At 72.2% G+C, this 26,577-nt stretch carries 19 protein-coding genes, 1 pseudogene and 2 riboswitches; of the genes and pseudogenes, 9 read left to right on the forward strand and 11 right to left on the reverse strand.

Annotated features, from left to right (window positions below):
- Positions 1-86: 86 nt before the first annotated feature.
- Both ABD481_RS30045 and ABD481_RS30050 read right to left on the reverse strand, forming a co-directional pair.
- A complete protein-coding gene (locus tag ABD481_RS30045) occupies positions 87-1,016 on the reverse strand; it encodes a hypothetical protein (protein WP_344669166.1) in 930 nt (309 codons plus the stop codon).
- 103 nt (positions 1,017-1,119) lie between these two features.
- On the reverse strand, positions 1,120-1,974 hold the full coding sequence (locus tag ABD481_RS30050; RefSeq protein WP_344669167.1) for an alpha/beta fold hydrolase: 855 nt from the start codon (positions 1,972-1,974) through the stop codon (positions 1,120-1,122).
- Positions 1,975-2,160: 186 nt separating this feature from the next.
- On the opposite strand from ABD481_RS30050, the gene ABD481_RS30055 reads away from it, so the two are divergent.
- Entirely contained in the window at positions 2,161-2,811 is a 651-nt protein-coding gene (locus tag ABD481_RS30055; protein ID WP_344669168.1) for a hypothetical protein, read from the forward strand.
- Positions 2,812-2,889: 78 nt separating this feature from the next.
- Here the strand turns inward: ABD481_RS30055 and ABD481_RS30060 are convergent, their stop codons facing one another.
- A complete protein-coding gene (locus tag ABD481_RS30060) occupies positions 2,890-4,812 on the reverse strand; it encodes a serine/threonine-protein kinase (protein ID WP_344669169.1) in 1,923 nt (640 codons plus the stop codon).
- Between the two features lie 404 nt (positions 4,813-5,216).
- Between ABD481_RS30060 and ABD481_RS30065 the strand changes: the two genes are divergently transcribed.
- Entirely contained in the window at positions 5,217-6,056 is an 840-nt protein-coding gene (locus ABD481_RS30065; RefSeq protein WP_344669170.1) for an SGNH/GDSL hydrolase family protein, read from the forward strand.
- A 171-nt stretch (positions 6,057-6,227) separates the two neighbouring features.
- On the opposite strand, the gene ABD481_RS30070 is transcribed toward ABD481_RS30065, so the two are convergent.
- Both ABD481_RS30070 and ABD481_RS30075 read right to left on the reverse strand, forming a co-directional pair.
- Complete coding sequence (locus ABD481_RS30070) at positions 6,228-8,126, reverse strand: helix-hairpin-helix domain-containing protein (RefSeq protein ID WP_344669235.1); 1,899 nt, start codon at positions 8,124-8,126, stop codon at positions 6,228-6,230.
- Between the two features lie 30 nt (positions 8,127-8,156).
- Positions 8,157-9,161: an aldo/keto reductase gene (locus tag ABD481_RS30075; protein WP_344669171.1), complete on the reverse strand. Its 1,005-nt coding sequence runs from the start codon at positions 9,159-9,161 to the stop codon at positions 8,157-8,159.
- A 140-nt stretch (positions 9,162-9,301) separates the two neighbouring features.
- Between ABD481_RS30075 and ABD481_RS30080 the strand changes: the two genes are divergently transcribed.
- The 6 genes and pseudogenes from ABD481_RS30080 to ABD481_RS47475 form a co-directional block, all read left to right on the forward strand.
- Positions 9,302-10,351 (forward strand): LLM class F420-dependent oxidoreductase, encoded by a 1,050-nt coding sequence (locus tag ABD481_RS30080; protein ID WP_344669172.1) that lies wholly within the window; start codon positions 9,302-9,304, stop codon positions 10,349-10,351.
- 657 nt (positions 10,352-11,008) lie between these two features.
- Positions 11,009-12,865 carry an SCO2524 family protein gene (locus ABD481_RS30085; RefSeq protein WP_344669173.1) on the forward strand — a complete coding sequence of 619 codons (1,857 nt, stop codon included), beginning with the start codon at positions 11,009-11,011 and terminating at the stop codon, positions 12,863-12,865.
- Positions 12,866-13,789: an SCO2523 family variant P-loop protein gene (locus ABD481_RS30090; RefSeq protein WP_344669174.1), complete on the forward strand. Its 924-nt coding sequence runs from the start codon at positions 12,866-12,868 to the stop codon at positions 13,787-13,789.
- The gene (locus ABD481_RS30095; protein ID WP_344669175.1) at positions 13,789-14,805 is read left to right on the forward strand and encodes an SCO2522 family protein; all 1,017 of its coding nucleotides are present in this window, start codon (positions 13,789-13,791) and stop codon (positions 14,803-14,805) included. The genes ABD481_RS30090 and ABD481_RS30095 overlap by 1 nt, the downstream gene beginning before the upstream one ends.
- Positions 14,805-15,779, forward strand: coding sequence for an SCO2521 family protein (locus ABD481_RS30100; protein ID WP_344669176.1), 975 nt, complete (start codon positions 14,805-14,807; stop codon positions 15,777-15,779). Before ABD481_RS30095 ends, ABD481_RS30100 begins: the two co-directional genes overlap by 1 nt.
- A gap of 49 nt (positions 15,780-15,828) precedes the next feature.
- A pseudogene (locus tag ABD481_RS47475) lies at positions 15,829-16,200 on the forward strand (GNAT family N-acetyltransferase); the annotation flags it as partial.
- A 93-nt stretch (positions 16,201-16,293) separates the two neighbouring features.
- On the opposite strand, the gene ABD481_RS30105 reads toward ABD481_RS47475, so the two are convergent.
- The 6 genes from ABD481_RS30105 to ABD481_RS30130 all read right to left on the reverse strand — a co-directional run bounded on the left by ABD481_RS30105 (position 16,294) and on the right by ABD481_RS30130 (position 23,039).
- Positions 16,294-17,133 carry a hypothetical protein gene (locus ABD481_RS30105; RefSeq protein WP_344669177.1) on the reverse strand — a complete coding sequence of 280 codons (840 nt, stop codon included), beginning with the start codon at positions 17,131-17,133 and terminating at the stop codon, positions 16,294-16,296.
- Positions 17,134-17,289: 156 nt separating this feature from the next.
- Complete coding sequence (locus ABD481_RS30110) at positions 17,290-18,285, reverse strand: SCO2521 family protein (RefSeq protein ID WP_344669178.1); 996 nt, start codon at positions 18,283-18,285, stop codon at positions 17,290-17,292.
- Entirely contained in the window at positions 18,266-19,348 is a 1,083-nt protein-coding gene (locus ABD481_RS30115; RefSeq protein WP_344669179.1) for an SCO2522 family protein, read from the reverse strand. The genes ABD481_RS30110 and ABD481_RS30115 overlap by 20 nt, the downstream gene beginning before the upstream one ends.
- Positions 19,345-20,265, reverse strand: coding sequence for an SCO2523 family variant P-loop protein (locus ABD481_RS30120; protein WP_344669180.1), 921 nt, complete (start codon positions 20,263-20,265; stop codon positions 19,345-19,347). Before ABD481_RS30120 ends, ABD481_RS30115 begins: the two co-directional genes overlap by 4 nt.
- A gap of 1 nt (position 20,266) precedes the next feature.
- Positions 20,267-22,093, reverse strand: a complete 1,827-nt coding sequence (locus ABD481_RS30125; protein ID WP_344669181.1) for an SCO2524 family protein — start codon at positions 22,091-22,093, stop codon at positions 20,267-20,269.
- A gap of 127 nt (positions 22,094-22,220) precedes the next feature.
- Positions 22,221-23,039: a GNAT family N-acetyltransferase gene (locus ABD481_RS30130; protein ID WP_344669236.1), complete on the reverse strand. Its 819-nt coding sequence runs from the start codon at positions 23,037-23,039 to the stop codon at positions 22,221-22,223.
- Between the two features lie 95 nt (positions 23,040-23,134).
- Positions 23,135-23,220, forward strand: a riboswitch (glycine riboswitch).
- A riboswitch (glycine riboswitch) is annotated at positions 23,221-23,340 on the forward strand.
- A gap of 65 nt (positions 23,341-23,405) precedes the next feature.
- Between ABD481_RS30130 and gcvP the strand changes: the two genes are divergently transcribed.
- Positions 23,406-26,546, forward strand: coding sequence for an aminomethyl-transferring glycine dehydrogenase (gene gcvP / locus ABD481_RS30135; RefSeq protein WP_425559324.1), 3,141 nt, complete (start codon positions 23,406-23,408; stop codon positions 26,544-26,546).
- Positions 26,547-26,577: the final 31 nt, after the last annotated feature.

The raw sequence follows: 26,577 nt of genomic DNA on the forward strand, positions 1-26,577 counted from the left end.
GTCGCGGCGGTGGTGAGCGGCGAAGCGGTCCGCGAGGGGATTCCGCAGCCGATGTCGCGGCGTTGAGCAGGTCTTTCTTCGTTGTCTCAGCTGGTCGGGGTCGCCGCGCCCTGGGCGGCCGAGGTGGGTGTGGTGCCGGGCGTCGTGGTGGGCGCGGTCGCGGGTGAGCTACTCGGCGCGGTCGTCGGGCTCGTTGTCGGCGTCGAGGAGGGCGAGGGCGTCGTGGGGGAGTCGGTGGCCGAGGAGGAGTCCGAGCCCGGCTCCGGGATCGCCGGAGGCGTGCCGGGGCTTTCGGAGGCCGTGGAGCCGGAAGTGGAGCCGGAGCTGTCGGGCGGCGGCGTGCTCGGGTGCTGGGACGTCGCGCCGCCGCCCGAGCCGTCCCCGCCGGGGTTCTGCGGCGCAGGGGAGTCGTGGGAGCCGTCGTGGCCGGTGTCGTTGGAGAAGACGCTGCCGTTCTGGCCCGGGACGCCGCCGTCGCGGGCCAGCGTGTAGGCGGTGACCCCGCCGGTGCCGATCACGAAGCTGGCGGCCGTCAGGGCGATCAGCGGCTTGCGCCCCGGCAGGCGGTCGCGCCAGGAGCGTTGCCCGCTCACGCTCGGCAGCGGCACGGTCTCCGCCTCCGGCGCGACGGCGCCCGGCGTTCCGCCGTCCAGGATCACCGTGGCGTCCAGCGAACCGGGCGGGGCGTGCCGGCGGGCCGCCGCGTGCACGCGCTCGGCCTGGTACGCCTCCAGCGCCGGACGGGCCTTCAGCGCCGCGGTCCTGCCGCGCTCCAGCGAGTGGCCCAGCACCGCGCCGGCCGCCGCGGAGACGATGCTCGCGACCGCCGCGCCCACGATCGTGCCCGCGACGCCGAGCTTCGAGCCCACCGCCGCGGCCAGGGCGGACGCCCCGGCGCCGGCGGCGATCTTCGTGGCGGACAGGTCCAGCTTCGCCCGCCGCGCGTGCTCGGCGTGGTCGGTGCCGGCGGCACTGGCGGCGCGGTCGGCGTGGTCGGAACGTCGGTCGGGGTTCATCGGCGCACTCATACGGTCTTCAGCTTTTCAAGCCGCGGCGCCGAAGTCCCCACCGTCCCCGGGATCTGTGAGCGGATTCACGCGTTCCGCGCCGATATCGGACCTACGCGTCCACCGAGCGGACCCGGTCGGCCACGGCGCGCGCCAGCTCCACCGGGGCCTGGTCCGGGATCCAGTGGCTGACGCCCTCCAGCTCCACGAACCGGTACGGCCCCTCCACGCAGCGGCCGCAGGCCTCGGCGCTGGCCCGCCCCACGGCCGGGTCCTCGGTGGACCACACGAACGTGGTCGGGATCTTGACGTTGGGCAGCTGCGCGAACGTCCGCATGTCCATGGCCCGGTACCAGTTCAGCGCCGCGGTCAGGGCCGGGCGCTGGGCCAGCGCCGCGTAGTGCGGCAGGATCGCCCCCTCCGGCAGCGGGGAGAACAGGTCGTGCAGGGCCCGGGCGTTGTTGGCCAGCAGCACGTCCTCGGCCTTGCCGCCCTCCATCCGGAACAGCTGGATGTAGGCCGAGCGCTGGAGCTGGTCCTCGGCCGCCGGGCCGCCGCCGGCCAGCACCTCGCTCATCGCCCGCAGGTGCGGGATCGAGACCGCCGTCAGGGTCCTGAAGCGCTCGGGGTGCCAGGCGGCCGCGTGCCAGGCCACGATCGCGCCCCAGTCGTGGCCGACCAGGTGCGCGCTGGGCAGCCCCAGGGCGTCGAGCAGCCCGGTCAGGTCGCTGACCAGGTGCGCCAGGTGGTAGGACTCGACCTGGCCGGGCCGGGCGCCGGGGGAGTAGCCGCGCTGGTCCGGCGCGATCGTGCGCAGGCCCTCGGCGGCCATCACCTTCGACGCCGCCTGCCAGGCCGCGGAGGTCTGTGGGAATCCGTGCAGCAGCACCACCGGGGGGCCGCTCTGCGGGCCCTCCTCGGTGGCGCCGAAATCGTAGCCGCCTATGGTGACGTGGTACGCGCGCATCAGCGCCCCCTGCCGTTCCGGTGCGTTCCGGGGCGGCCGGCCGACCGGCCACCTGCGCTGACGCTATCGATCCGCCGCCGCGCCGTCCATGGGGCGGAACCCGCGCGGGGCCGCGCCGGGGTCCGGCGGTGTTCGGCGGGCGGGTATTGCGAGCCGACGCGGCCAAGAACGGCTACCGTCTACCTCATGTCTGAACCGACCGCCCCCACGGCCGCCGACGTCCGCACCGCCGCCGACGCCCTCAAAGCCGCGATCGACGCCCATCTGGCCGCGGTGGAGACCCGGTCGGACGAGAGCGATCCGGCCGTGCGCACCGCGTTCCTGGCCATGGCCGCCGCCGCCGAGGCCTACGACGACGCCCTGTACGACGCGTACAACGAGGTCACGCCGTTCGAGATCCCCAGCCAGTACCCGGAGGACCACGCCGATCCGGACAACCCGGAGGCCATCAGCGTCCTGATCCGCCGGGACTACCAGATCGAGCATCCCGGCCGGGTGCTCGGCGCGGCCCGGGCGCTGGCGGCCGAGGCGGTCGACCCGGAGGTGGACATCAGCACCGTGGCCGGTTCGCTGGCGGCCCTGTTCGACGTCTTCGACCCCGACGAGATCCACAACCGCTCCGACGAGCTCGGCCTGATCCCCGGCGACGGCAGCACCTGGGTGCTGGCCGCCGATCCGGACGCCCTCGGCGAGGAGCAGTGGTTCGAGGACCCGTTCTCCGACGCCGACCCCGAGCGGGTGATCTGCCGCTTCGACCTGATCGGGGACGAGGAGTACTTCGACACCTTCGTCGAGGACGAGTCGGAGGACGAGATCGACGGCATCGAGGTCGTTTAGCGGCCCGGCAGCGGCCCGGTACGCGTTCCGTCGGCGCGGAGTCCCTGAGGGGCTCCGCGCCGCGCTGTTCCGGCCGCGCTATTTCTGCGGGTACCGCGTGATGATCTTCCCGGTGCTGTCGCAGTGCAGGAATCCGCTGTAGTAGTCGTTGCTGAGGTAGTAGTCCATCTGGAGGCCGTTGGCGGTGTCGTCGGCGTCGCTGTTCACCACGATGTAGCTCAGGTTCGGGTTCTTGACGTTGAGGGTGGCCTGCCCGTCCTTGATGATGGCCGGCAGCGCGTCCCAGTTGACCTTGGTGGGGTCGAAGGGCTTCTTGCCGTCCAGGGAGCTGCCCTTGGTCCACAGGCTGGCCTTGCCGTCGCGGTACTGCCAGGAGTCGTACGCGCCCGGGTCGTCCTTCTTGACCACGTCGAAGATCGCGTAGCCCTTGTCGTAGACGGTCACCTCCAGGAACTTGGCGCTGCCGCTGGCCTTGGTGACGGCGGCCAGGGCGGTGCGGGCGCCGCCCGGGGAGAGCAGCGACTGGCTGTCGCCGTGCGCAGCGGTGGCGGTGGGGCCGCCGCCGGTGCTGCTGGCGCCGGCCGCGCCGCCGGACGTGCCCGCGGAGCCGCCGGAGGCCGAGTCGCCGCCGGCGGCGGGGTCGGCCGGGGACGAGTGCGTCGCCGCGTTCGGGCCGCCGGCGTCGGTGCTCGTCGTGCCCTGATTGCGCGACGGGTCGCTGAAGGTGTGGCTCATGTACATGATCGTTCCGGCCATGCCCACGGCGAAGACCGTGCTGAAGGCGTAGGGGATGATCGTGGACCGGCGCTTGGCCTTGGTGACGCCGGTGTCGTAGGGGTTCGCCACGTTGTCCGTGGTCGGCGGCCGGTTCTGGCCGGTGGTCCGGTTCCCGGCGTCGTGTCGGCCGGTCGAGTGGCCGAACGGCTGGCCGGTCGAGTTCCCTGTGGAGGGGCCGAACGACTGGCCGGTCGAGTGGCCGGTCGGCACGCCGGCCGGATGGCCCGCCGCCTGGTGCGGATCGTAGGCCCCGTACTGCGCGGTCGGCGACCAGCCGGTCTGGCTCCCTGACTCGTAGGGCGCGCCGCCGATGCCGCCACTGCCGCCGATGCCGCCGCCGCTCCCCGCGTACTGCGGCGGCAGCCCCGGACCCGTCCCGAACCGTCCCCCCTCGGCCTCGCCGAGCATCCAGTCCAGCTGCTCGGCCGTCGGCCGCCGTCCCGGGTCCTTCACCAGCAGGGCGCTGAGCACCGGGCCCAGCGCGCCGCTGGCCACCGGCGGCGGCACGTTGGCCTCGGCGACCGCGGCTATGGTCGCGATCGTGGTGTCGCGCCGCAGCGGGTTGTGGCCCTCCAGGCCGAGGTAGAGCATGATCCCCAGGGACCACAGGTCCGAAGCCGGGTCGCCCTCGCGGCCGTGGATCCGCTCCGGCGCCATGTACTCCGGCGAGCCGATCAGCATGCCGGTCGCGGTCAGCCCGGGCGTGGCCTCCAGGGCCGCGATGCCGAAGTCGGTCAGCACCGGCGTGCCGTCGGCCCGCAGCAGCACGTTGCCCGGCTTCACGTCCCGGTGCTGGATCCCGGCGGCGTGCGCGGCCCGCAGGGCGGCCAGCACGCCGCGGCCGATGCGCGCCGCCTCCGGCACCGCCAGCGTCCCGCGCTTCAGCCGCCCCTCCAGGGACCCGCCGGTCACCAGCTCCATCACCAGCCAGGGGTGCGCGAGGTCGGGGGAGTCGACGATGTGGTAGATCGTCACGACATTGGGATGGTGCAGCCGCGCCAGCGCCTGCGCCTCCCGCAGCACCCGCTCGCGCACCACGTGCGCCTCCGACGGGTCGCTGCCGTACACCGCCGCGTCCGGCGACCGCACCTCCTTGAGCGCCACCTCCCGCCGCAGCATCAGGTCCCGGGCCCGCCATACCAGGCCCATGCCCCCGCCGCCAAGCCGTTCAATCAGCTCGAAGCGCCCGTCGATGACGTAAGCGCCCGCATCCCCAGCCGTCATGGCGGCAGTCTAGGGGCCTCGGCGGACAGGCCGTGACCGTATCCGGGCCGGTACCGGCGCCCTCCGGCGCGCGGTGGCGCCGGGGCAGCGCTGGGGCCGCGCTGTGCGGGGCGGCGCGGAATCCGCCGCCGGCGCCCGCGGCGAGTGGATCCGGTGTCGGCGGGTGTTCAACTGCGGAATGGTTCCCGGGTCCGGCGAGGATTCCAGGCTTTGGCAAAACACTGAGCGCCCGTCCGGCCGGACCTCGCCCGACCTGGTGCGACACGCCCGGCCGACGCCGCTGACGCCAAGTTGTTACCAGGGCGTTAAAACTCGTTGGTAACTTCGTCTTCACAGGGTCCTGAGGCGGTGCCACTCTAATCCGCAGCGCACCCCCCATTCTCACCCCCTATGTGGAGGTCCCTGTGCTCCCTCGTCCCCACCAGCGGACGCGGCCGCGCTCCGCGCTGAAGCGCGTGCTCGTCGTCCTGGCCGCGGTGCTGACCGCCGGCACCACGCTGCTGGCGACCACCGCCTCGGCGGCCGGCGGTGCGAACTACGTGGCCCTCGGCGACTCCTACTCCTCCGGAGTCGGCGCCGGGTCGTACACCAGCTCCTCCGGCAACTGCCTGCGCAGCACCAACGCGTACTCCCAGCTGTGGGCCAACTCCCACAGCCCGGCCAGCTACGTGTCGGTGGCCTGCTCCGGCGCCACCACCCAGGACGTGCTCAACAACCAGATCTCCGCGCTGAGCTCGTCCACCACCCTGGTGACGATCACGATCGGCGGCAACGACGTCGGCTTCGCCAGCACCATGCAGACCTGCGTGCTGAGTTCCGACAGCGCCTGTCTGAGCGCGATCAACACGGCCACCTCCCAGGCCCGCTCCATCCTGCCGGGGCGGCTGGCGAGCACCTACTCCGCGATCCGGGCCGCCGCGCCCAACGCGCGGGTCGTCGTGCTCGACTACCCCGAGTTCTACGACCTCGGACACTCCTGGTACTGCCCGGGCCTGTCCACGACCGACCGCACGGCCCTGAACAACGCCGCGGACCTGCTGGACTCCATCATCCAGACCGCCGCGGGCAACGCCGGCTTCAACTTCGCCGACGTCAAGGGCCGCTTCCAGGGACACGAGCTGTGCGACTTCTTCAACGAGTGGCTGCACTCGGTGAACATCTCGGACGTCACCGAGTCCTACCACCCGACGGCCGACGGCCACTCCGGCGCCTACCTGCCGGCGCTGACCGCGATCACCGGCTGACGTCGCACGGAGCACAACGTATAGCGCACAACGCTTAGAGAAACGTAGAGAACAGTACGTAGAGAACAGTACGTAGAAAACAGTACGCACAATGCTTTAGTGCCCACAGCGCAAAGCAGACCGCGCCGGCCCCGATCGGGGCCGGCGCGGTTCATTTCGTCCGCGGGCGCTCTACAGCTCGCGCAGCACCGCCGGCAGCCGGGTGTGGCGCGGCCGGTCCGGCACGTTGGTGACCGCCTGCGGCAGCGCCGAGCCGGCGCCGTGCACGATCGACAGGTGCCGCTCGGCCAGGCCGCAGAGCCCGTACACCAGCGCCCGGGTCAGGCTCCCGGAGGACGGGCCGTCCAGCACCACGACCGCCGCCGGCCAGGTGCCGCCCAGCGCCTCGCGCGCCGTCAGGGCCCGGACCTGCTCGGTGCCCAGCCGCTCGCGCAGCGCCCGGGTGAGGGTCTCGGCCCCGGCGTCGCCGGCCGCGCGGATGGTCACCACCTGGATGTCGTCGGCGGTCAGCCCGAAGGTGCGCGGGATGGAGTCGGCCGCCAGCTGCACGGCGCGCGCCACCGCCTCGCCGGCGTCCCGCACCGGGACGATCACCAGGCGCTTCTCCGGGTCGTTCTCCGGCGGCGGCAGCTCGCCCTCGCGCAGCGAGAACCGCAGGTCGGTGAGCGGGTGCGGCTCGGAGTCGGCGGCCCGGACCCGGGGCACCCGGCCGTCGGAGGTGTAGGCCAGCAGCGACTCCGAACGGGTGTCGACCAGGTCCCGGAACGGCTGGCCGGGGCCGGCCGGGCCGGGCTCGGCCGGGTCGCCGGCCAGCAGCACCCGCATGCCCTCGGGGACCGCGTCCAGCAGGGCGGCCAGGGCCTCGGCGTCGATCTGGTGCGCGGCGCAGACCACGACCAGGCCGGCCTGCGGCTCGGCGAACTCCGGGCCGGCCGGCTCGGCGGCCTCGGCGGAGCCGGGGTCGACGTCGGTGCCGGAGCCGGTGGGGTCGGAGCTGAGGTGCGCCTCGGCCCGCTCGGCCTCGGCCGCCGCCTCGGCGGCCGTGCTGTCGGTGTCGGTGTCGGCCGTGCTGTCGCTGTCGGTGCCGGAGCCGGTGGGGTCCGAGCTCGCGGGTCCGTCGGCCTGATCGGCCTCGGCGCCGATGACACCTGTCGCAGCCGCCGCAGCGCCGCCCGAGGCGTTCGCCACCGCGCCGCCGGCGCCGGCCGCACTGTCTGCGCCGCCCTCGGCCGCGTCCCCGCGCCCCAGCGACGCCAGGTACTCCGGCACCGACAGCACCGTCAGCTCAGTGCCGCCGAGCTCCCGGTTCAGGGTCCGCACACTCGCGGCGTTGCCGCCCACTATGGCCACCGGCACGCCGGCCGCCGCGGCCGCCTCGGCGAACCCGGCGATCTGCGCGGTCTTCGCGATCCCCGGGGCGGTCGCGACCAGCGTCAGGCCGTGCGCGCCGACGGCGTCGCGCAGCTCGCCGTGGATCCGGTCGCCGGAGGTGTCCAGCCGGTCCCAGCCCGCGCCCAGCGGCTCGGGGGTGGCCAGCAGCCGCTGCACCGCCTCGCCGACGCCCTCCTCGGCGAAGGCGTAGCGCTCGCGGGAGATCATCAGGCCCGAGGCGCCCGAGGACTCCTCGCCGCCGCTCCCGGCGCCCGCGCCGTCGTCCTGCTCGTCCTCGTCCTCGACGGCGTTGGAGAACGCGAGCATGTCGCCCTCCTCCAGCGCCGACTGCAGGGCTCCGGCCGGGTCGGTGAAGCCCAGCGTGCCCAGGGCCGAGCACAGCACGTCGGCCGGCTGCGCGGTGTGGCCGTCCAGGGCGGCGCGGTCCAGCAGCCAGCCCAGCACCGCGCGCGCCCGGCGCGGGTCCTCGGGTCCGGCGGCGCCGGTCAGCACGCTGCGGGCGAACCCGTCGGCGGCCTCGGGGCGCACCCCGGGCACGGACAGGATCAGCCAGGGGTCGGCGGCCAGCCGCGCGGCGGCCTCCAGGCCCAGCGCCGCGGCGACCCGCGGTGCCAGGTCCCCCGGCGCCCCGGCGCCGGCCAGCAACTGTTCCAGGGACGGGGCGTCCGGTTCGGTCATCGTCACTTTCTCGTTCCATCCATCAGGTGGTTACTGCCCCTGCTGCGGCACCAGCCGCGGCCGGGCCGGCTGCCAGGTGTGCTCGGGGTAGCCGATCTCGGGCTCGGAGACGTCGTCGAGCGCCTCGCGGATCTCGCGCGGCAGCGTCAGCGCCTCGGTGTTCAGCGAGCCGCGCAGCTGGGCCACGGTGCGGGCGCCGACGATCGGGGCGGTGACGCCGGGCCGGTCCCGCACCCAGGACAGCGCCACCTCCAGCGGGGCCACGCCCAGGCCGTCGGAGGCGGTCATCACCGCGTCGACGATGCCCTCGCTGCCCCGGTCCAGGTACGGCTCGACGAACGGCGCGAACATCGCCGAGGCGGCGCGGGAGTCGGCCGGCATCGAGCCGCGGTACTTGCCGGTGAGCACGCCGCGGCCCAGCGGGGACCAGGGCAGCAGGCCGATGCCCAGGTCCACGGCGGCCGGCAGCACCTCGCGCTCCACCCCGCGCTGGAGCAGGCTGTACTCCATCTGCGCCGAGGCGATCGGGGACCGGCCGAAGTCGGCGGCCTGCCAGGTCGCGGCCCGGGCCAGCTGCCAGCCGGTGTAGTTGCACACCCCGACGTAGCGGGCCTTGCCGGAGGCCACGGCGGCGTCCAGCGCGGCCAGCGTCTCCTCCAGCGGGGTGGCGGCGTCGTAGGCGTGCAGCTGCCACAGGTCGATGTAGTCGGTGCCCAGGCGCTTGAGCGAGGCCTCCAGGGCGTTGAGCAGGTGGCGCCGGGAGGCGTCGAAGCGGCGCGGGCCGAACGGGACGCTGACCGCCTTGGTGGCGATCACGACGTCGGCGCGGATGCCCTCGACCATGCGGCCGATGATGTACTCGGCGTCGCCGTCGCCGTAGACGTCGGCGGTGTCGATCAGGGTGCCGCCGGCGTCCAGGAAGGTCTTGAGCTGGTCGGCGGCCTCGTGCTCGTCGGTGTCCCGCCCCCAGGTCATCGTGCCCAGCCCCAGCCGGGACACACGAAGTCCCGTCCGCCCCAGGTGTCGCTGCTCCATGACAGGTGACGCTATCGGTTGCCGGGGACATCGCGTGCGCGGCGTCACGGTCGCGAGGCTTGCTACTGGGCAGTAATATGCGGGCGGAGGACCACCACAGCCCCCAGCGGGACCACCAGGACTACCGGAGGAGTGCGGCGATGAGGCTCGGCGTGAACATGGGCTACTGGGGCGCGGGCAACGACGCCGAGAACCTGGACGTGGCCAAGGAGGCCGACCGCCTCGGCTACTCGGTCTGCTGGGCCGCCGAGGCCTACGGCAGCGACGCGGCCACCGTCCTGACCTGGATCGCGGCCCACACCGAGCGGATGGACGTCGGCTCGGCGGTCTTCCAGATCCCGGCCCGCACCCCGGCCATGACCGCGATGACCGCCGCCACCCTGGACACCCTGTCCGGCGGCCGCTTCCGCCTGGGCCTGGGCGTCTCCGGCCCGCAGGTCTCCGAGGGCTGGCACGGGGTGCCCTTCGCCGCGCCGCTGGGCCGCACCCGCGAGTACGTGGCCATCGTCCGCAAGGCCCTGACCCGCGAGCGCCTCACCTTCGAGGGCAAGCACTACCGCCTGCCGCTGCCCGACGGCCCGGGCAAGCCGGTGAAGCTGACCGTGCACCCGGTCCGCGAGGCCATCCCGGTCTACCTGGCGGCGATCGGCCCGAAGAACCTGGAGCTCACCGGCGAGATCGCCGACGGCTGGCTGCCGGTCTTCTTCAGCCCCGAGCACGCCGGCGAGCACCTGGAGCACATCCGGGCCGGCCGCGCCAAGGCCGGCAAGTCCGACCTGGAGGGCTTCGACATCGCCCCCACCGTCCCGACCGTGATCGGCGACGACGTGCAGCTGTGCGCCGACCTGGTGCGCTGGTACGCGGCGCTCTACATCGGCGGCATGGGCAGCAAGGACCAGAACTTCTACAACCAGCTCGCCTGCCGCATGGGCTACGAGAAGGAAGCCGACGAGGTCCAGGAGAAGTACCTGGCGAAGGACTACGCCGGCGCCGCGGCCGCCGTCCCGTTCGAGTTCATCGACCGGACGAGCCTGATCGGCCCGAAGGAGCGCATCGCCGACCGGATGGTGGCGTACAAGGAGGCCGGGGTGACGACGCTGAGCGTCGCGGCGGCGTTCGGGGACCTGGAGACGCGGTACGGGATCATTCGGACGGCGGTGGAGGCGGCGGAGCTGGCGGGGATCGGGTGAGCCCGGGCCGAACGGTGTCGGCCCCGGGCGGGCGTCACTGGAATCAGGACAGTGCTGTCCGCGATGTTTCCGGGCATTGAGTCCGTCATCATCGACATAGCCGGATGCGAACTCGACTATCGCGACAGAGTCGAGAACTAGGGGGAATACCGGGCCGCGTGCCGCCTGAGCCGCGCCCGGAACGGCCGCGTCGCAACCCATTGCGACGCGGGGGTCGTCGGGGTCGAGAGCGGGTGGCGAGAAAGCATTCTGGGATACGCGCCCGGGTGCCCGAGGTGTTAATAAGCCCGACCACTGATACTCCACCATCAGGCGACTGAGGTTCCGGGTGTGTCAGTACTGTCGGTCGCGCGCTGCGGGGGATATGCTGGACTAGGGTGGTTTCGTGATCCGACGCGCCGGTTTGACGGCGTGACGGCGTGCTTCACGACACGGTTCACGACGCGGTTCACGGCACAGTTCACGGTGTGGTTCGACGGTGTGGTTCAGCAGTGTGACAGGGCGGTTCGGGCAGGGCGGTCTCGTGATCTTGCAGTGCGGTTCGACACGCTGGGTCTTCGTCGAATTGACCTCGGAAGGCGTTCGAACCCTGATAGCGTTCGCCGTCTTTCCTCGTGTTAACTCCTCCTCGGATTCGGCATACATAGGCGGCAACCAGTGAGAATCCAGCCTCGCAAACAGATTTTGGACATCTGGCGATCCATGCTGGCCGAGTGTTTTGTCGACGGGAAGTGGGTCTGGGGCGGACGGGTGGAGTCCAATCCGATCTCCGACGCCGAGCAGTTGCTGTGCCTGCTGTACCCGATCACCCAGATCGACACCTTCGCCGTGCACGACCCCGACAGCACCCAGCGCGACGTGCTGCGGGCGCTGCGGCCGTTCGGCGATGCCAGCAACCTGCCGCGCACGCTGGTCGAGATCGCCACCGACTACTTCATCCGGCACACCGACGAGGAGGGCGAGCCGCGGTTCGCCGCCGGCAGCTATCTGCGGTCGCTGAACCCCGACGATCCGGTGCCCGAGGACGAGCGGCTGCAACAGCTGGAAGTGGTCGACGGCTACTCCATGTCCATCACCCTGTGCCTGAGCCTGCTGCTGTTCGTGAACGACCGCGAGCGCATGGAGGCCCGCAGCGCGCACGTGGAGAAGCTCGTGGACCTCCGGGCCCGGGCCTCGCGCCGGCTCACCTCGGCGATGGTCGGCCTGCTGCGCAGCTTCGTGGTCAACTCCGTCGGCTCGGAGACCAACGAGGGCCGCGCGATCCTGCAGATGCTGAACCAGGGCCCGACCACCGACGCCGAGCTCCAGCAGAACCTGCGCAACCGCTTCGAGCGGCTGCGCAACCAGCTCAAGACCGACGTCCGCCTCGGCGTGGAGGCCGAGGCCATGCCGGACGAGGACCAGCTGTTCGAGTGCGGCTGGACCTGGGGCATCGCGAAGGACGCGAAGATCATCACCGAGTACGCGGCCGACATCGCGATCTCCTCGCAGCAGGGCTACGCCCAGCCCCGCCCCTGGCTGTACTTCACGGTGTCCGCCCTGGACGGCATCGTCGACCTCACCTCGCGCCGGATCCGGACCCTGAACATCTTCACCGACGAGCAGCGCTCCCTGGCCGACGCGCTGGCGCTGCGCTGGGAGCTGACCCAGCGCTACTGGTCGGCGGTGGCGCGGTTCGACGCCGAGCGCTGGCCGCTGGAGGACATCCCCTGGCGCACCTCCGACGGCCAGGAGTCGGACTACTACTCGCTGCTGGTGGTCTCGGTGGTGATCCAGGACCTGATCGCCCGCACCGCCACCGACGCGGACCTGGTCAAGGCGGTCCGGGTGATCGAGGACCTGGCCCGGCGCGGCCGCATCACCAGCCGGTTCACCGAGAACGACCGGGCCGCCGCGATGCACTTCCCGGGCGTGGCCCAGGGGCTGGTCGGCAGCGAGGACGTGATGGACGCCCGGCTGGCGCTGTACACCACCGACTTCACCCCGCTGGTGATCAAGCGGTCGCTCCAGGCGGCGTTCCTCACCGACGACGTCGAGACCCGCGAGGCGCTGATGGTCGTCGCCGAGGCCGCCATGGACCAGCTGGACGGCCGCCGGCTGATCCGCGACGGGCAGTCCGTCGACCTGTGGGACGACGTCGGCCGGATGCTGCCGGGCACCCGCGGCCAGACCTTCGACCGGCCCTCCTGGTACCTCACCGAGCGTGTCGTGGAGGCCCTGGTCGCCACCGCCAACACCTACCAGCAGGACACCCCGCGCGACCCCGCGATGTACGACCACCTGCTGCGGCTGCTCAACGAGGCCGACCACATCTACAACCAGGAGCTGCTGCGCTCCGACGTCGACGACCGCTCCTCGCTGCGCGACCGCCTCGGCGAGATCGGCGGGCACATCGCCCGGGCGCGGGAGCTGCGCCAGCGCCGTACCAGTACCGCCATCGCCCTGGTGGAGCGGGCCCTGCGGCTGCTGGACCTGCTGGCCGAGGCGGACGCCGACGCGAGCCGGAGCCGCTAGATGCTGATCTTCTCCTCCTCCGACAAGGGCGGCACCGGCCGCTCGGTGACCAGCTGCAACCTGGCCTACCGGCTCTCGCTGCTGGGCCGGGACGTGGCCTATCTGGACTTCGACTTCGGCTCGCCCACCGCCGGGGCCATCTTCGAGCTGCCCAAGCTGGAGCGCGGCACCGAGGAGGGCGGCCTGCACTCCTACATCAAGGGCGACACCACCGAGCCGCTGCGGGTGGACGTCCGCAAGGCCACCGAGCGCCAGCAGCTGCAGGAGCGGCTGTCCGGCTCGGGCAAGCTGACGCTGTTCCCCGGCGACGTGGGCGGCGCCGAGTTCCACATCACCGAGGACTACATCAAGACCGCGGTGCGGCTGTTCCAGGCCGTCGAGCGGGAATTCGACGTCTGCATCGTGGACCTGAGCGCCGGCCGCTCGGCGGCGCTGGACATGTCGCTGAACGCCATCTCGCCCAGGCTGCGCAAGAAGGGCGGCGGCCAGAACCAGATCCGCTGGCTGCTGTTCCACCGGTGGACCACCCAGCACGTGATCGCCGCGGCCGGCCTGCTGTTCGAGCCCAACGGCATCCTGGAGTGCGCCGTGAAGGCCGGCTTCCAGCGCGCGGAGTTCATGCGGCTGGTGCGCACCGTGCGCACCGCCGTCCCGAACCCGGCCGAGTTCGTCGAGAAGACCACGCCGGAGCACACCCGCTGGGTGATCCGCAGCAACGACCACCTCCAGACCCTGGCCAAGAGCCGCGGCCTGGGCCAGGACCTGCTGGCCGGCACCACGCCGCTGGAACCGATGCTGCTGTGGCGGGAACAGGTGGTCATGGACCACGACGTCACCCGCCAGCTGGCCAAGGTCGAGACCACCAAGGCCTTCGACAAGCTCGCCACGAGAGTGGTCGAGGACCACGTCTGGGAGGGGTTCTGATGACGGTGGTGACATCCGGGACGGCTTCGCGGACGCCGGTCTTCACCGAGCTCAACCGGGGCACGACGGTGCAGAACCTGCCGCTGTCGCACCTGTCGGTCGAGGTCGGCCACTTCTACATGGAGGACCTGGAGAACGGCGAGGAGCCGATCCTGGCCCAGTTCGAGCGGGTCCGGCCCTGGCTGGAGGCCGCCGAGAAGACCGCCGTCACCGGCGGGGAGAAGGCGCGGGTCAGCACCTGCTTCCTGATCGACGACTACTTCCAGCGCTGGCCGGACGCCTCGAAGATAGTCGCCCGGCTGCTCCGGCTGTCGCAGGACGCCGGGGTGCGGATCGACTACATCGCGCGGGAGTCCTCCTGCGCGGTCCGCTCCGACGGCGTGCGCGTGGCCGAACTCGTCGCCCGCCGCCTGCTCCAGGAGCCCGAGCCCGAGGCCGCCACCGGCTCGCGCCCGGCGCCGCTGCGCCACGGCTGGCTGGCCAACGGCAAGCCGGCCCGCGAGGAGCGGGTCCTGGACGCCATGCAGGGGCACGCCTGGGAGCCGGCGGTCGAGTACAGCCGGCGCAACCACTCGATCTTCCTGGACGTCGAGCTGTGGCGCGATCCCGCCGAGCTCGAGGCCGAGGACGACAAGGTGCTGGACGGACGGCTGTACTCCTGCCCTTTTCTGGCGGCGGTCTGGCAGCTGGTCCGGCTCGGCCTGCTGCGCAGCGACGGCGCCCCGGCGCTGGCCGTCAGCGACCGGCCCGCGCAGTGGCCGGACGACTGGGCGGTGTTCCCCGACATCGTCAAGGTCAACCCGGCGGCCAAGCCGTTCTACGCCTACCGGGCGTTCAGCATCATGCCGCAGCACTTCCTGGGCATCGAGCACGCGGTGCGGACGATCGTGGACCACTTCCTGGTGGACCCCGGGGTCGCGCAGTCGCTGGCGATCCGCGCGGCGGAGAAGGGCGTCCCGCTCCCGGCGTCGGTGGCCAACCGGATCAGCCACCACTTCCTCGACGGCGGCTACTGATGGCGCGCGCCGACGCGCCCTCGGAGCCCCCACCACTGAATCCGCCGGCGGTGGTGCTCGGCGTGGTGACCACCAACCTGCTGGACACCTCCGAGCCGCTGCCGCTGGAGGCGGCCCGGCAGGCGCTGCGGCTGCTGCCCGGGGTCGGCGCGGACTGGCGCGCCTACCCGGTGGAGCAGGTGGTCTCCCCGGACCTGTTCTACGGCGTGGACTGCAAGCTGCCCGGGGTGCGCGGCGCGCACCCGCGGGCCATCGGCACCGTCCGGGCCCGCGCCGTGCTCACCGCCGGCCACGTGGTGCAGGGGTCGACGCGGGTGGACGTGGTCCTGGACGCCTCCAACCGCCGGATGCCGTGGTCCTACTACGCGGCCCGGGTGGGGGCGGTCGAGGCGATCCGCAAGGCCGATCCGGCCGAGCTGGTCTCCGGGTTCCTGACCGCCCGCCGCCAGCCCGGGCTGCTGGACCTGGGCGGCATCGGCTCCCGGGTGATGTCCCGCCTGGACGACATCCCGCAGGTGGACGGCCGCCTGGGGATGCGCACCGAGGCCAGCCGGCTGCGCTGGGCGGTGCAGGTGCGCGAGGGCGAGGAGATGGGCGCGGAGGTGATGGTCGGCGAGGACGGGACGTTCCGGGTCGCGATGACCGCGCCCTGGGCGCTGGTGCCGGACATCGTCGAGTTCTGCGAGATCCTGGCGCTGCACCAGTGGCTGCTGGCGGCGCTGAAGAACGCCTTCCGCCGGGCCGGCAGCGCCTCGGCGCCGATGGACGAGCTGGACCCGGCCCTGAGCTACCTGGGCCACCTGTGGAACCCGACGGCGCACCTGCCGACGGCGACCGCCTGGCTGTGGGCGGAGCTGGAGGTCGACGCCCAGCTCACGTGGGGGTGGGACTCGACGCTGACCCGAGTCCGGGACAAAGTGGCGCTGTTGACACGAAAAGCGATCGAAGGGACCCTGCTCAAGGAGTTTCAGTAGCGTCGACCAATAGTCAGGGGACGGGGTGGGGGACCCGCTGTCGGTACGCATGGCGCGCCCGGAAGACCTGTACCGCATCGCGGAGCTCGAAAACCAGGTGTTCGACGACGGCTTGGGGTTCTCCTCCTCCGTCCTGCTCCAGCTGTACGGGCCCTCGGGGGTGACCTGGCTGGTGGCGGAGGATTCCGCGGGGATCTGGGGGTACGCGCTGAGCATCCGGGCCACCGACGATCCGCGGGTCGGCTGGATCCTGGCCCTGGGCGTGCACCCGGACCGGCGCGGCGAGCACATCGGCCGCACGCTGCTCGACGACTCCATCGTCGAGCTGCGCAGCCGGGACATGCACACCATCAAGCTGACCGTGAAGCCGGACAACAAGCGCGCCTACGACCTCTACATCCACGCCGGGTTCCAGGACACCGGGCAGTGGAAGGAGGACGGCCTCGGCGACGGCCAGCCGCGCAAGATCCTCACCCTGCTGCTGGCCGCCGACCCGGGGCCGGCCGGCGGCCGGTCACAGCCGGAACAGCCGGCGGATGAGCAGGACGAAGAACAGGTTGCGGAAGACGTCGCCGGTGTAGGACTCGATCTCCAGGACCGGTTTCCAGGAGCCGGACAGATACCTGACATCGCCAAGGCCCATCGGGTTCAGGAAGTTCTGGAGTGCCACGTAGAAGGCCTCGGAGGCGGTCGCCCCGCCGGTGCGGGGCAGGAGCAGCAGGACCCCGGTGAACCCGGCCACCAGGACCAGGATCCACACCAGTAGCCGCAGCGGCCGGTATCCGTACCCGAACAGCACCGCCTGCAGGTCCGCCAGCACCCGCTGGAAGGTTCGCGGCGGCAGCGAGACCCGGTGCGCGGCGGCCCGCCGGTACTTGCAGCGGTCCTCGGCCGGGGCGTCGTCGAAACGCCGGTACAGGGTCGCGGCCTGGTGGAAGGCGTGCTCGGCGAACAGCGGCATCCCGGCCGCCAGGAACGCCGCGCCCACCTTCTCCAGGGACTCGCCGACGGCCTGGGCGTCGTCGTCGCCCAGCCACTGCCGGCCGTTGGCCTCCACGTACGCCGCCAGCAGCGCGGCGACCTCGGTGGCCAGCGGCTGGACCAGCGGGACGCCGGGCAGGTGGAACGACCCCAGGGTGAGGGAGACCGAGGCCGAGCCGCCGGCCCGGCTGAAGCTCTGGCGGGCCAGCTTGGAGCGGTGGACGTACTCGTCCAGGATCCGCTTCTCCTCGGTGGCCAGCTTCTCCTGGCGCCGCGCGCGGTCGAGGTCCTCGGCGATGGCGTTCGCCCGGGCGGTCAGCAAATCCTTGAAGGTCTCCAGACGGGTGCCGCCGTCCAAGGACGGCCCGCCCATCACCACAGCCCGCCCGCCCGCCGCCGATTCATCGCGTCCCCCTATGAACTGCTATGACCCCGCTCCAATTATGTCCGATGAAAGCAGTGTTGAACATACTGTGTCGATACAATCCAGGAAGCTTCCGGATGCGGCAGGCCCTTGATGCAGTGCGAGTCAGATTCTTCGCGGCGGCCGGATTCTCATCTGGTCCCGCAGGTCGCGGACACGCTCGGTGGCTCTCAGGAACACCAGCTCATAGTGGGTCCGCCTCTCCAAACCGTCCCAGAGTTCTTTAATCCGTGCATTCAGATACCTCGGCGGCATCCACAACGGCATCAGTTGATTCAGCGCGAACAACAGCGAATCCAAAGGATCGCGATCCTGCGCGACGGCGTGCTCGGCGCGCACGACCACGACGTCCCGGACGGTGGCCAGCAGCCATTCGTGGAGCGCGAACTCCTCGCAGAACCGGAGCAGCGTCGGAAGGTCGTCGGGGTGGCCCCGCAGGCGGATCACGTGCGCGTTGGTCATGTGGCTCTTGACGATGCCGACCGCGAGAGTGGAGTCCGGGCGCAGTGAGGCGGCCCACCGGGTCGTCGTGGCACTGGCGCGCAGCGCGGTGCCGTGGTCCAGGACCGAGCTCTGCTGAACGTCTTCGACGATCCGGTCGCTGATCGAGGCCAGGTCCAGGCCGCGGGCGGGCGGCTGGTCGTCAAGGAAACCGTCCAGCACGTTGTCCGGATCCGGCGACCCGATGATTTCCGCGACTCCGGGCCGGCGCAGGTAGTGGCGCCATGCCTGACGCTCGCGTGAAGCGGCCGGGAGGAGGGTGACGTACGCCGAACCCTGGAGGACTCGGCCGCCGGTCACGATCGCGTGGCTCAGGACGGTGCCGATCGCGCGGCCCCTGCCGTGACGCAGCACGTGAAGCCCGCAATCGACGCCGGTGAGCAGGTCCGCGGAGACGGCCCGATGAACGGGTCGCTCCACCCGGGACACCGGTGATCCCGGCGAGAGCTGCACCAGGGCTGTCACGGCGGACGGGCTCAGCGCCGCCTGGTTCTGGAGCAGGCAGGTACGTACTTCTCCGAAGGCCAGGACGGGGGGCCGATGGCCGCCGGGGCCGGTCGTCGGCGGGGCGCCGCCGCGCTCAGACGTCGCGGGTGGCATGGGCGTCGTGGGTGTCGTGGGCGGGGCCGAGAGTATGGACGTCGTCGAAGAACAGGTGGCTGATCCGGCCCGCCGGGTTCTCCGGCAAGCGCACTGGGACCGCCTCGCCGCGCGCCCGGTCGGCGGCCTCGACCAGGACCGCCTCGTCGAACCGCAGGTGGTCGAGGACGACCTCGGCGGCGTGCTCCGAGGCCCGGTACCGCGCCGGCAGCAGGGAAAGGGCCAGATACGCCGTGAACGGTGCGGCGTCCGGAGTCCGCCGGGTGATGCTCGGGAGCTGCGACCACAGGTCCGGCAGGGCCTCGCCCGGTCCGAATCCGTAGGGGGTGGCCACGGCCCGGCCGGCGTTCCGGACCAGGCCGAGGCGGAGGAGCTGCCAGACGGCGGTCAGCAGCGAACTCGAGTACTGCCGCTCGCGGCCGGCGTCCGGGCCGGAACCGTGCTCGGTGCTCCACAGTTCGACATCGACGAACACCGAGTGCCGGTACGGGCCGAACTCCGCCGGCGGCTCCCACTGCGGCGCGTCCATCGCCACCGAGACGGAAGGGGAGCGCCGACCGTTGCTCAGCCAGCCGCTCTGGCCGGTCGGCGGCCGGGAGCCGTTGGCTCCGGCCTCCGGCTCCGCCACGATCGCCCCGGCGACGATGTCGGCCAGCGGGCTCCGGTCGTGCGGCCCGGCGTACGGCCGATCCCGGGCGGTCGCACAACCGCTCTCGCACGCGATGTAGTCGACGGCGAAGCCGACCCGCGCGCCGGCCGAGGCCACGAGGTCGAAGACCTCCGACGGCTTGGGCCGCTCCTGGGCCTGGTCCCACGGGGTCTGGTCGTCGACCAGGAAGCAGGTGCTGATCCGCGCGTCGCGGCCGAAGCGCTTGCGGGCTCGCTTGACCGACGCTTCCAGCCACGGCCCGGCCTGTTCCAACTGCTCGATCAGGGCCTGGTCGCCGTCAGCGAACTGAGCCAGCACCAAGTGCCCGGTCTCGACCGACAGATGCGAGAAGGGGACCGCCTCGATGCGTGCGGTCTCGGTCGCCTCCTGGTAGCTCACCTCCACCGCGCTCACAGCCCTTCCCAGAATCGCTCGTCCGACAGCCTGGCCGCCAGCTCCTCAAAGGACTGAACGGTGGCCTCGTTGGCGATCCTCAGTCCTCGTACATCCGAGTCGTCGATCACTTGCCCGCTCCACTGGAGCATGGGGTCGTAAGGGATCTGCCCGGCCAGGCGGGCCCGGCCCATGCGGAGTCTGTCGGCCTGCTCGCGCAGCTTCGAGTCGTAGGCGCGAAGCCAAGCGCCCTGCGGCGCGCGGGTGACCGATTCCTGATCGACGCCCAGATCCACGACCGCGGTACGGACGTATCGCACGGACTCGTTGAGGGTCCTCGGATCGTGCCCATACCGCTCGGCGGCGTGAAGAATCCCCTTCTCGCCGAACACCAGCCCGTGCGCGGACACGATGTGCTGCTTGGTCCAGCGGTGGAACACCAGCCAGCGTGTGGTCAGCTTGGCCAGCTCGGGTCGCGCCGTCGCCTCCAGGACCAGGTCGAGGGCGTAGGACCGGCCCGCCGACAGATCCACGACGCAGCAGTCGAACTCGCGGTCCAGTCTCAGGAACAGCTGGGCGCACCGGGCCGGCATGTCCCGGCCGATCGCGAACTCGCCGCCGCCACGATCCCCGGGCAGCAGCACCAGGCGTCCGACGCTGGAGACGCTGGGCAGGTCGCGCATAGCGCCGCTCTCCGAGTGCAGCGCGGTGTCCAGCTGCCGAGCCTCGGTGTGGCGGGTGAAGTACGAGTGCAGGCCGGAGCCGTCCACGCCGTGTTCGGCCACGGGGACGTCCAGGATCGCTCCGGCGGTGGGGGAGCCGAAGTCGAAGTCCAGGTAGGCGACGGTGTCGCCCTGGAGCGCACGCCGATAGGCCATGTTGCAGCTCGTCACCGACCGTCCCGAGCCTCCCTTGTCGGAGGCGGCGAAAACCAGCACCTCACGCGCTCCCCGTCGCGGCCTGTCGGGCGAAGGCCAGCTCGTCGAGATCTCTGAGAGCCCGGTCCACCAGGGCGGCGGCGGTCGCGGGCCGCGTCGGCGCCAGGGACGCGGCCCGGGTCAGAGCTTGCTGGACCTCGCGCAGCAGCTTCTGCTCCTGCGCGCCGCCGGCCGTCGGCGTGTTCAGCCGCTCCTGGTCCAGGATGTGCCAGGCCTCGGCGAGCTTCGACTCGGCCTGGTCGATCTGCCCTTGGTCGGCCTGCGGCGGAGCGGATGCCAGCGTCGCGGCGGCGACGAACACCTCCACGGCGTGCTCCGACATGCTCCAGTCCGGCACGGCCGGCGCCGGCTGGATGCCAGGGAAGGCATTGCCCGGATCGTCCCAGAGCCCGGTGGCCTGGTGGCGACGGAGCAGCAGGTGGTCCACCGCCGCGTCGGCGGTCTCGATCAGGCGCGCGCGGTCGCGGCGGCCGGCGGTGCGGCTCGCGAACAGCAGCGCGGTCTTGGCCAGGGTCGCGGCGTACCCGGTGTGGACCAGGACCAGCGGCGGCCCGTGCTGCTCCATGCCGCCCAGCGGCAGTGCGACGCCCGGGTGGTGCAAGGCGATGGCGCGGTTGTCGGGCTCGGCGCGGCGGTTCACCAGGCCGCGCTGGGCCAGTTCCGCCAGCACGCCGACGCACCGTTGCGCGGAACCGGCCGGGAGCGGCTGTTCGGTACCCATGATCGACAGCACGAGCGCGCTGAAGTAGGCCGAGGACTGCCCCGCGCTGTTCTCCCAGGGCACGTCCTCGACCGGCCAGGTTCCGCTGCCGAAGGAGGCGATCGTGGACCAGTACTGCGAGGCCAGGCCCCAGCGCAGGCTCAGCGCCTCGCGGAGCGGCTGCTGGCCGGAGGTGAGCAGGCCCTGACGGGAGGTGCGGAGGGAGAAGAGGTCGGCCAGGCCGTTGAGCGCCCCGACCGTGAAGTGCAGGGACGGACGCGCCTCGGCGGCCCCACGGGGCTGGGGCACCTCGGCCGCCGCCGGCAGGTCGATGTTCGGGGCGTCGTGCGCCACACCCCAGGTCCAGCCGCACTCGAAGAACCGCTCGGGGTAGTCGCGCAGAACCCGCTCGTTCTCCGGTGGCAGGCCGAAGGTCAGCTCCGGCAGTTTGTCGCGCACCGGCTGGAGCCGGGTCCGCAGGTCCTGAATCAGCGTCCGGCCGACGACCCGGCCCTGGCCGACCGTGCGCATCAGGCGGTGCTCGGCGTCGGAGTCCGGGTCCAGGACGTCGACGACGAAGGAGCGCAGCAGGCCGATCATCGCCGCGGTGAGCCGGTCCTCCAGACGGGACAGCACCGCGTCGATCCGGTCGCGCACGTTGGGCCGTTCCACCGTGCGCTGGAACTCGCGCAGGAAGCCTTTGGCCGACAGGCACAAGGTGATCGAGACCGAATACGAGTCGGTGAGGTCGAAGGCCTGTTGTTCGGCCGTGGCTTCCTCAGCCGGATCCTGGGCCTGCACAGCGGATCCGGCGGCGAAGACCGGGCCCTGCTCACCGGTGTGGCGATCGAGGTACTGCTCCAGTGCTTCCAGTATCCGCATCGGGATGTCCAGACCGTCGCCCAAGGGCTTGAGCACCGTGAGGACGTCGTCATGGATGGCGTCCGGCCGGTGCAGCCGGAAGCCCGGCACTTCGGTGGCGGGATAGAGCAGGCACAGGAGCTGCTCGGCATCGCTGATGCTGTTCGAACCGGCGCGCCCGCCCCAGGCCCACTCCCCGTTGTCGATCGCGACGCGGGCGAAGGCGCGCCAGGTGTCCAAGATGTGCTGGCGCGGATTGGTTCGCACCGCCTTCCCCCTTCCCCCCAGGCTCCCCATCGGACAGCAGGTGCCTACCCTGCCACAGGGGTCTGATACATCGGAGGGAAAGCGCTGTGAGGTGCTTAGGGAGACCTCTGATGACGGGGGACGACGATCAGAACCGATACTCGTAGGGCGTCGTCACGCTCAACGCCCGGAACCCCAACCGCTCCAAGATCGGCCGGCTGTCGTCCGTCGCGTCGACCTGGAGGTATTCGCACCCCAGCTCCGCCGCGAGCCGCATGCGATGCGCCACCAGCGAGCGGTAGATCCCGCGGCCGCGCCATTCCGGAGCGGTGCCGCCGCCCCACAGGCTCGCGAACCCGGTGCCGGGGTGCACGAGCATCCGGGCTGCCGAGACCGGTCGGCCGTCGGCCATCGCCACCCAGGTCCACACCGTGTCCGGGTCCGCCGCGAGCCGGGCCAGTACCCGGTCGCGGGCTCGTTGGCCGCCGTCGCCGAAGGCCGCTTCGGTCGCCTCGGCGACCAGGTCGGCGTCGGATGCTGTCGTCACCGGTCGCAGGGTCACGCCGGGCGGGGGTGCGGGGGGCAGTGCGGACGGCAGTGCGGACGGCAGGCCGGCCGCCAGCTGTGTGATCTCCGCCACAAACAGCGTCTCCGGTGCTCCGGGCCGGAAACCGGCCCTGGCCAGGCGCGCGGCGAGGTCGGCGGGGCGGTCGTGGCTGTAGGCCTTCCACTCGAACTCGCCGCCGGGGCCCAGGAGGGCGCCGAAGCGGGCAATCTCGGAGTCGATCGCGGCCTCGGCCGTGGCGGCGTCCAGCGTCGAGTACAGCACGCCGTGCCAGTCCCGCGGTGTGGCTCCGACCTGGCGGATCACGCCGTCGGCGGCCTCGATCCGGGCCCCGGGCTCGTCCGGGACGGCGGCCGCGCGCATCCTCGCGTCGAACAGGCTGAGCAGGTCCTTGTCGGAAATCACGCGGCCAGCCCACCACCGGTGCGGCACTACGGCAAACGGTTAACGGGATTAGAACAGACCGTGCCTGCGCTGATACCGTCGTAAGCGCCGACAAACCTCGAACGGGAGAGACCCTCCACGGGCGCCGAAGGAGCAACCCTCCCCGGAAACTCTCAGGCAAACGGACCGTTCGAGCTGGCGACTCTGGAAAGCAGGGCCGAGCTGGTGCGAGGCCCTCACCGACGGTGTAAACCGCGGGTGCCCTCGGGACTCCCTGCTCGCGGTGAAACTCTCAGGTCCCAATGACAGAGGGGGAGGACGGATCCGCGGGAGGCGCGAATCCACCACCCGACGTCTAGAGCGTCCGCCTGAGAGGCCACGATGGTGACCGCAGTGCTCACGGATCTGCACGGCACGGCCGGAGACGACTCCGCCGGCCCGGTGCCCGCCCACCCCGCCCCGGCTGTGTCGGACACGTCTGCCACTTCCGACGCGCCCGCCGGCGGCTCGGCCGGCCTGGGTGCTCCGGCTACCCCGGCCGCCCCGCGCCCCAGCCTCGTCGAGCTGGAGCAGGCCTCGCCGTTCGCCGACCGGCACATCGGCCCGGACCCGGACGCCGCCGCCGCGATGCTGTCCCACCTGGGCTACGGCTCCCTGGACGAGCTCACCGAGGCCGCCGTCCCCGGCGCCATCCGCCTCACCGAGCGCCTGAACCTGCCGCCGGCCCGCTCCGAGGCCGAGGTGCTGACCGAGCTGCGCGACATCGCCGGGCGCAACCGGGTCTTCCGCCCGATGATCGGCCTGGGCTACCACGGCACCTTCACCCCGCCGGTGATCCTGCGCAACGTGCTGGAGAGCCCGGCCTGGTACACCGCCTACACGCCCTACCAGCCGGAGATCTCCCAGGGCCGGCTGGAGGCGCTGCTGAACTTCCAGACCGTGGTCGCCGACCTGGCCGGGCTGCCGGTGGCCAACGCCTCCCTGCTGGACGAGGCCACGGCCGCCGCCGAGGCCATGACGCTGGCCCGCCGCGCGTCCAAGAGCAAGTCCCCCCGCTTCCTGGTCGACGCCGACGTCTTCCCGCAGACGCTGGCGGTGCTCCAGACCCGGGCCGAGCCGCTGGGCATCGAGCTGGCGCTGGTCGACCTGTCGGCCGCCGACAGTGCTGCTGACAGCGTGTCCGGCAGCGCTGCCGGTGCCGCGTCCGACGGCGCGTCCGACGGTGAGTCCGACGGTTCCTCGCGCGTGCTCTCCGCGCTCCCCGAGGACGACTTCTACGGCGTCCTCGTGCAGTACCCCGGCGCCTCCGGCCAGGTCCGGGACCTGAAGGCGATCGCCGACGCGGCGCACGCCCGCGGCGCCCTGGTGGCCGTCGCCGCCGACATCCTGGCGCTGACCCTGCTCGCCTCGCCCGGCGAGGCCGGCGCCGACATCGCCGTGGGCTCCACCCAGCGCTTCGGCGTCCCCCTGGGCTTCGGCGGCCCGCACGCCGGCTACATGGCCGTCCGCCAGGACCTGTCCCGCTCCCTGCCCGGCCGCCTGGTCGGGGTGTCCGTGGACGCCGACGGCGGCCAGGCGCTGCGCCTGGCGCTCCAGACCCGCGAGCAGCACATCCGCCGCGAGAAGGCCACGTCCAACATCTGCACCGCGCAGGTGCTGCTGGCCGTGATCGCCGGCATGTACGCGGTCTACCACGGCCCCGAGGGCCTGACCGCGATCGCCCGCCGCACCCACCGCTACACCGCGGTCCTGGCCGCCGGCCTGCGCGAGGCCGGCGTCGAGGTGGTGCCGACCGCCTTCTTCGACACCCTGACCGTCCGGGTCCCGGGCCGCGCCGCCGAGGTCTGGCGCGGCGCGCTGGCCGCGGGCGTGAACCTGCGGCTGGTCGACGAGGACACCGTCGGCGTGTCCTGCGACGAGACCACCGGCTGGGCCGACCTGCGGGCCGTCTGGTCGGCCTTCGGCGTGACCGGCAAGGAGGCGGCGGGCGTCCACGAGCTCGACGCGGCCACCGACGACGCCCTCGGGGCGCACCCGCGCGCCACCGGGTTCCTGACCCACCCGGTCTTCCACGCGCACCGGTCCGAGACCGCGATGCTGCGCTACCTGCGCAGGCTCGCCGACCGGGACATCGCGCTGGACCGCTCGATGATCCCGCTGGGCAGCTGCACCATGAAGCTGAACGCGACCACCGAGATGGAGCCGATCACCTGGCCGGAGTTCGGCGCCATCCACCCGTTCGCGCCGCTGGACCAGGCCGCCGGCTACCTGTCCCTGATCGGCCAGCTGGAGGGCTGGCTGGCCGAGGTCACCGGGTACGCCCGGGTCTCGGTCCAGCCCAACGCCGGCTCCCAGGGCGAGCTGGCCGGCCTGCTGGCGGTCCGCGCCTACCACCGCGACCACGGCCAGGAGCAGCGCGACGTCTGCCTGATCCCGTCGTCGGCGCACGGCACCAACGCCGCCAGCGCCGTGATGGCCGGGATGCGGGTGGTGGTCGTGGCCAGCCGCGAGGACGGCTCGGTGGACGTGGCCGACCTGCTGGCCAAGATCGAGCAGCACCGGGACCGCCTCAGCGTCCTGATGATCACCTACCCCTCGACGCACGGCGTGTTCGAGGAGGAGGTCACCGAGATCTGCGACCTGGTGCACGCCGCCGGCGGCCAGGTCTACGTCGACGGCGCCAACCTCAACGCCATGGTCGGCCTGGCCAAGCCGGGCACCTTCGGCGGCGACGTCTCCCACCTGAACCTGCACAAGACCTTCTGCATCCCGCACGGCGGCGGCGGCCCCGGCGTCGGCCCGGTCGCGGTCCGCGCCCACCTGGCGCCGTACCTGCCCAACCACCCGCTGCACCCGATCGCCGGCCCCCGCCCGGACGGCACCGGCGTCGGCCCGGTCTCGGCCGCCCCCTGGGGCTCGGCGGGCATCCTGCCCATCCCGTGGGCCTACATCCGCCTGATGGGCGCCGAGGGCCTGCGCTCGGCGACCCAGCACGCCATCCTGGCCGCCAACTACGTCGCCAAGCGCCTGTCCGAGCACTACCCGGTGCTCTACACCGGCCCGGCCGGCCTGGTGGCGCACGAGTGCATCATCGACCTGCGCCCGATCACGAAGGAGACCGGCGTCACGGTCGACGACGTGGCCAAGCGCCTGATCGACTACGGCTTCCACGCCCCGACCATGTCCTTCCCGGTGGCCGGCACTCTGATGATCGAGCCGACGGAGAGCGAGGACCTGGCCGAACTCGACCGCTTCTGCGACGCGATGGCCGCGATCAAGGCCGAGATCGACCGCGTCGCCACCGGCGACCTCGACCCCGAGGACAACCCCCTGCGCCAGGCCCCCCACACAGCGGCGATGCTGGCCGGGGACTGGAAGCACGGCTACGACCGCGCCGAGGCCGTGTTCCCCGCCGGCGTGAACCCGGCCGACAAGTACTGGCCGCCGGTACGCCGTATTGACGGGGCTTACGGCGACCGGAACCTGGTGTGCTCGTGCCCGGCGCCGGAGGCGTTCGAGGACTGAGGGTGATGGAGCGCCCCGCGGATCGGTGAAG

The sequence above is a fragment of the Catenulispora yoronensis genome (assembly GCF_039531695.1).
Taxonomy (GTDB): domain Bacteria; phylum Actinomycetota; class Actinomycetes; order Streptomycetales; family Catenulisporaceae; genus Catenulispora; species Catenulispora yoronensis.

Excerpts from the sequence above, each read along its gene's own strand:
- ABD481_RS30060 (WP_344669169.1), bottom strand. The coding sequence starts at position 4,812 with ATGACGGCTGGGGATGCGGGCGCTTACGTCATCGACGGGCGCTTCGAG.
- ABD481_RS30090 (WP_344669174.1), top strand. The coding sequence starts at position 12,866 with ATGCTGATCTTCTCCTCCTCCGACAAGGGCGGCACCGGCCGCTCGGTG.
- ABD481_RS30075 (WP_344669171.1), bottom strand. The coding sequence starts at position 9,161 with ATGGAGCAGCGACACCTGGGGCGGACGGGACTTCGTGTGTCCCGGCTG.
- ABD481_RS30110 (WP_344669178.1), bottom strand. The coding sequence starts at position 18,285 with ATGCCACCCGCGACGTCTGAGCGCGGCGGCGCCCCGCCGACGACCGGC.
- ABD481_RS30045 (WP_344669166.1), bottom strand. The coding sequence starts at position 1,016 with ATGAACCCCGACCGACGTTCCGACCACGCCGACCGCGCCGCCAGTGCC.
- ABD481_RS30055 (WP_344669168.1), top strand. The coding sequence starts at position 2,161 with ATGTCTGAACCGACCGCCCCCACGGCCGCCGACGTCCGCACCGCCGCC.
- ABD481_RS30105 (WP_344669177.1), bottom strand. The coding sequence starts at position 17,133 with ATGGGCGGGCCGTCCTTGGACGGCGGCACCCGTCTGGAGACCTTCAAG.
- ABD481_RS30080 (WP_344669172.1), top strand. The coding sequence starts at position 9,302 with ATGAGGCTCGGCGTGAACATGGGCTACTGGGGCGCGGGCAACGACGCC.
- ABD481_RS30100 (WP_344669176.1), top strand. The coding sequence starts at position 14,805 with ATGGCGCGCGCCGACGCGCCCTCGGAGCCCCCACCACTGAATCCGCCG.
- ABD481_RS30070 (WP_344669235.1), bottom strand. The coding sequence starts at position 8,126 with ATGACCGAACCGGACGCCCCGTCCCTGGAACAGTTGCTGGCCGGCGCC.
- ABD481_RS30050 (WP_344669167.1), bottom strand. The coding sequence starts at position 1,974 with ATGCGCGCGTACCACGTCACCATAGGCGGCTACGATTTCGGCGCCACC.
- ABD481_RS30095 (WP_344669175.1), top strand. The coding sequence starts at position 13,789 with ATGACGGTGGTGACATCCGGGACGGCTTCGCGGACGCCGGTCTTCACC.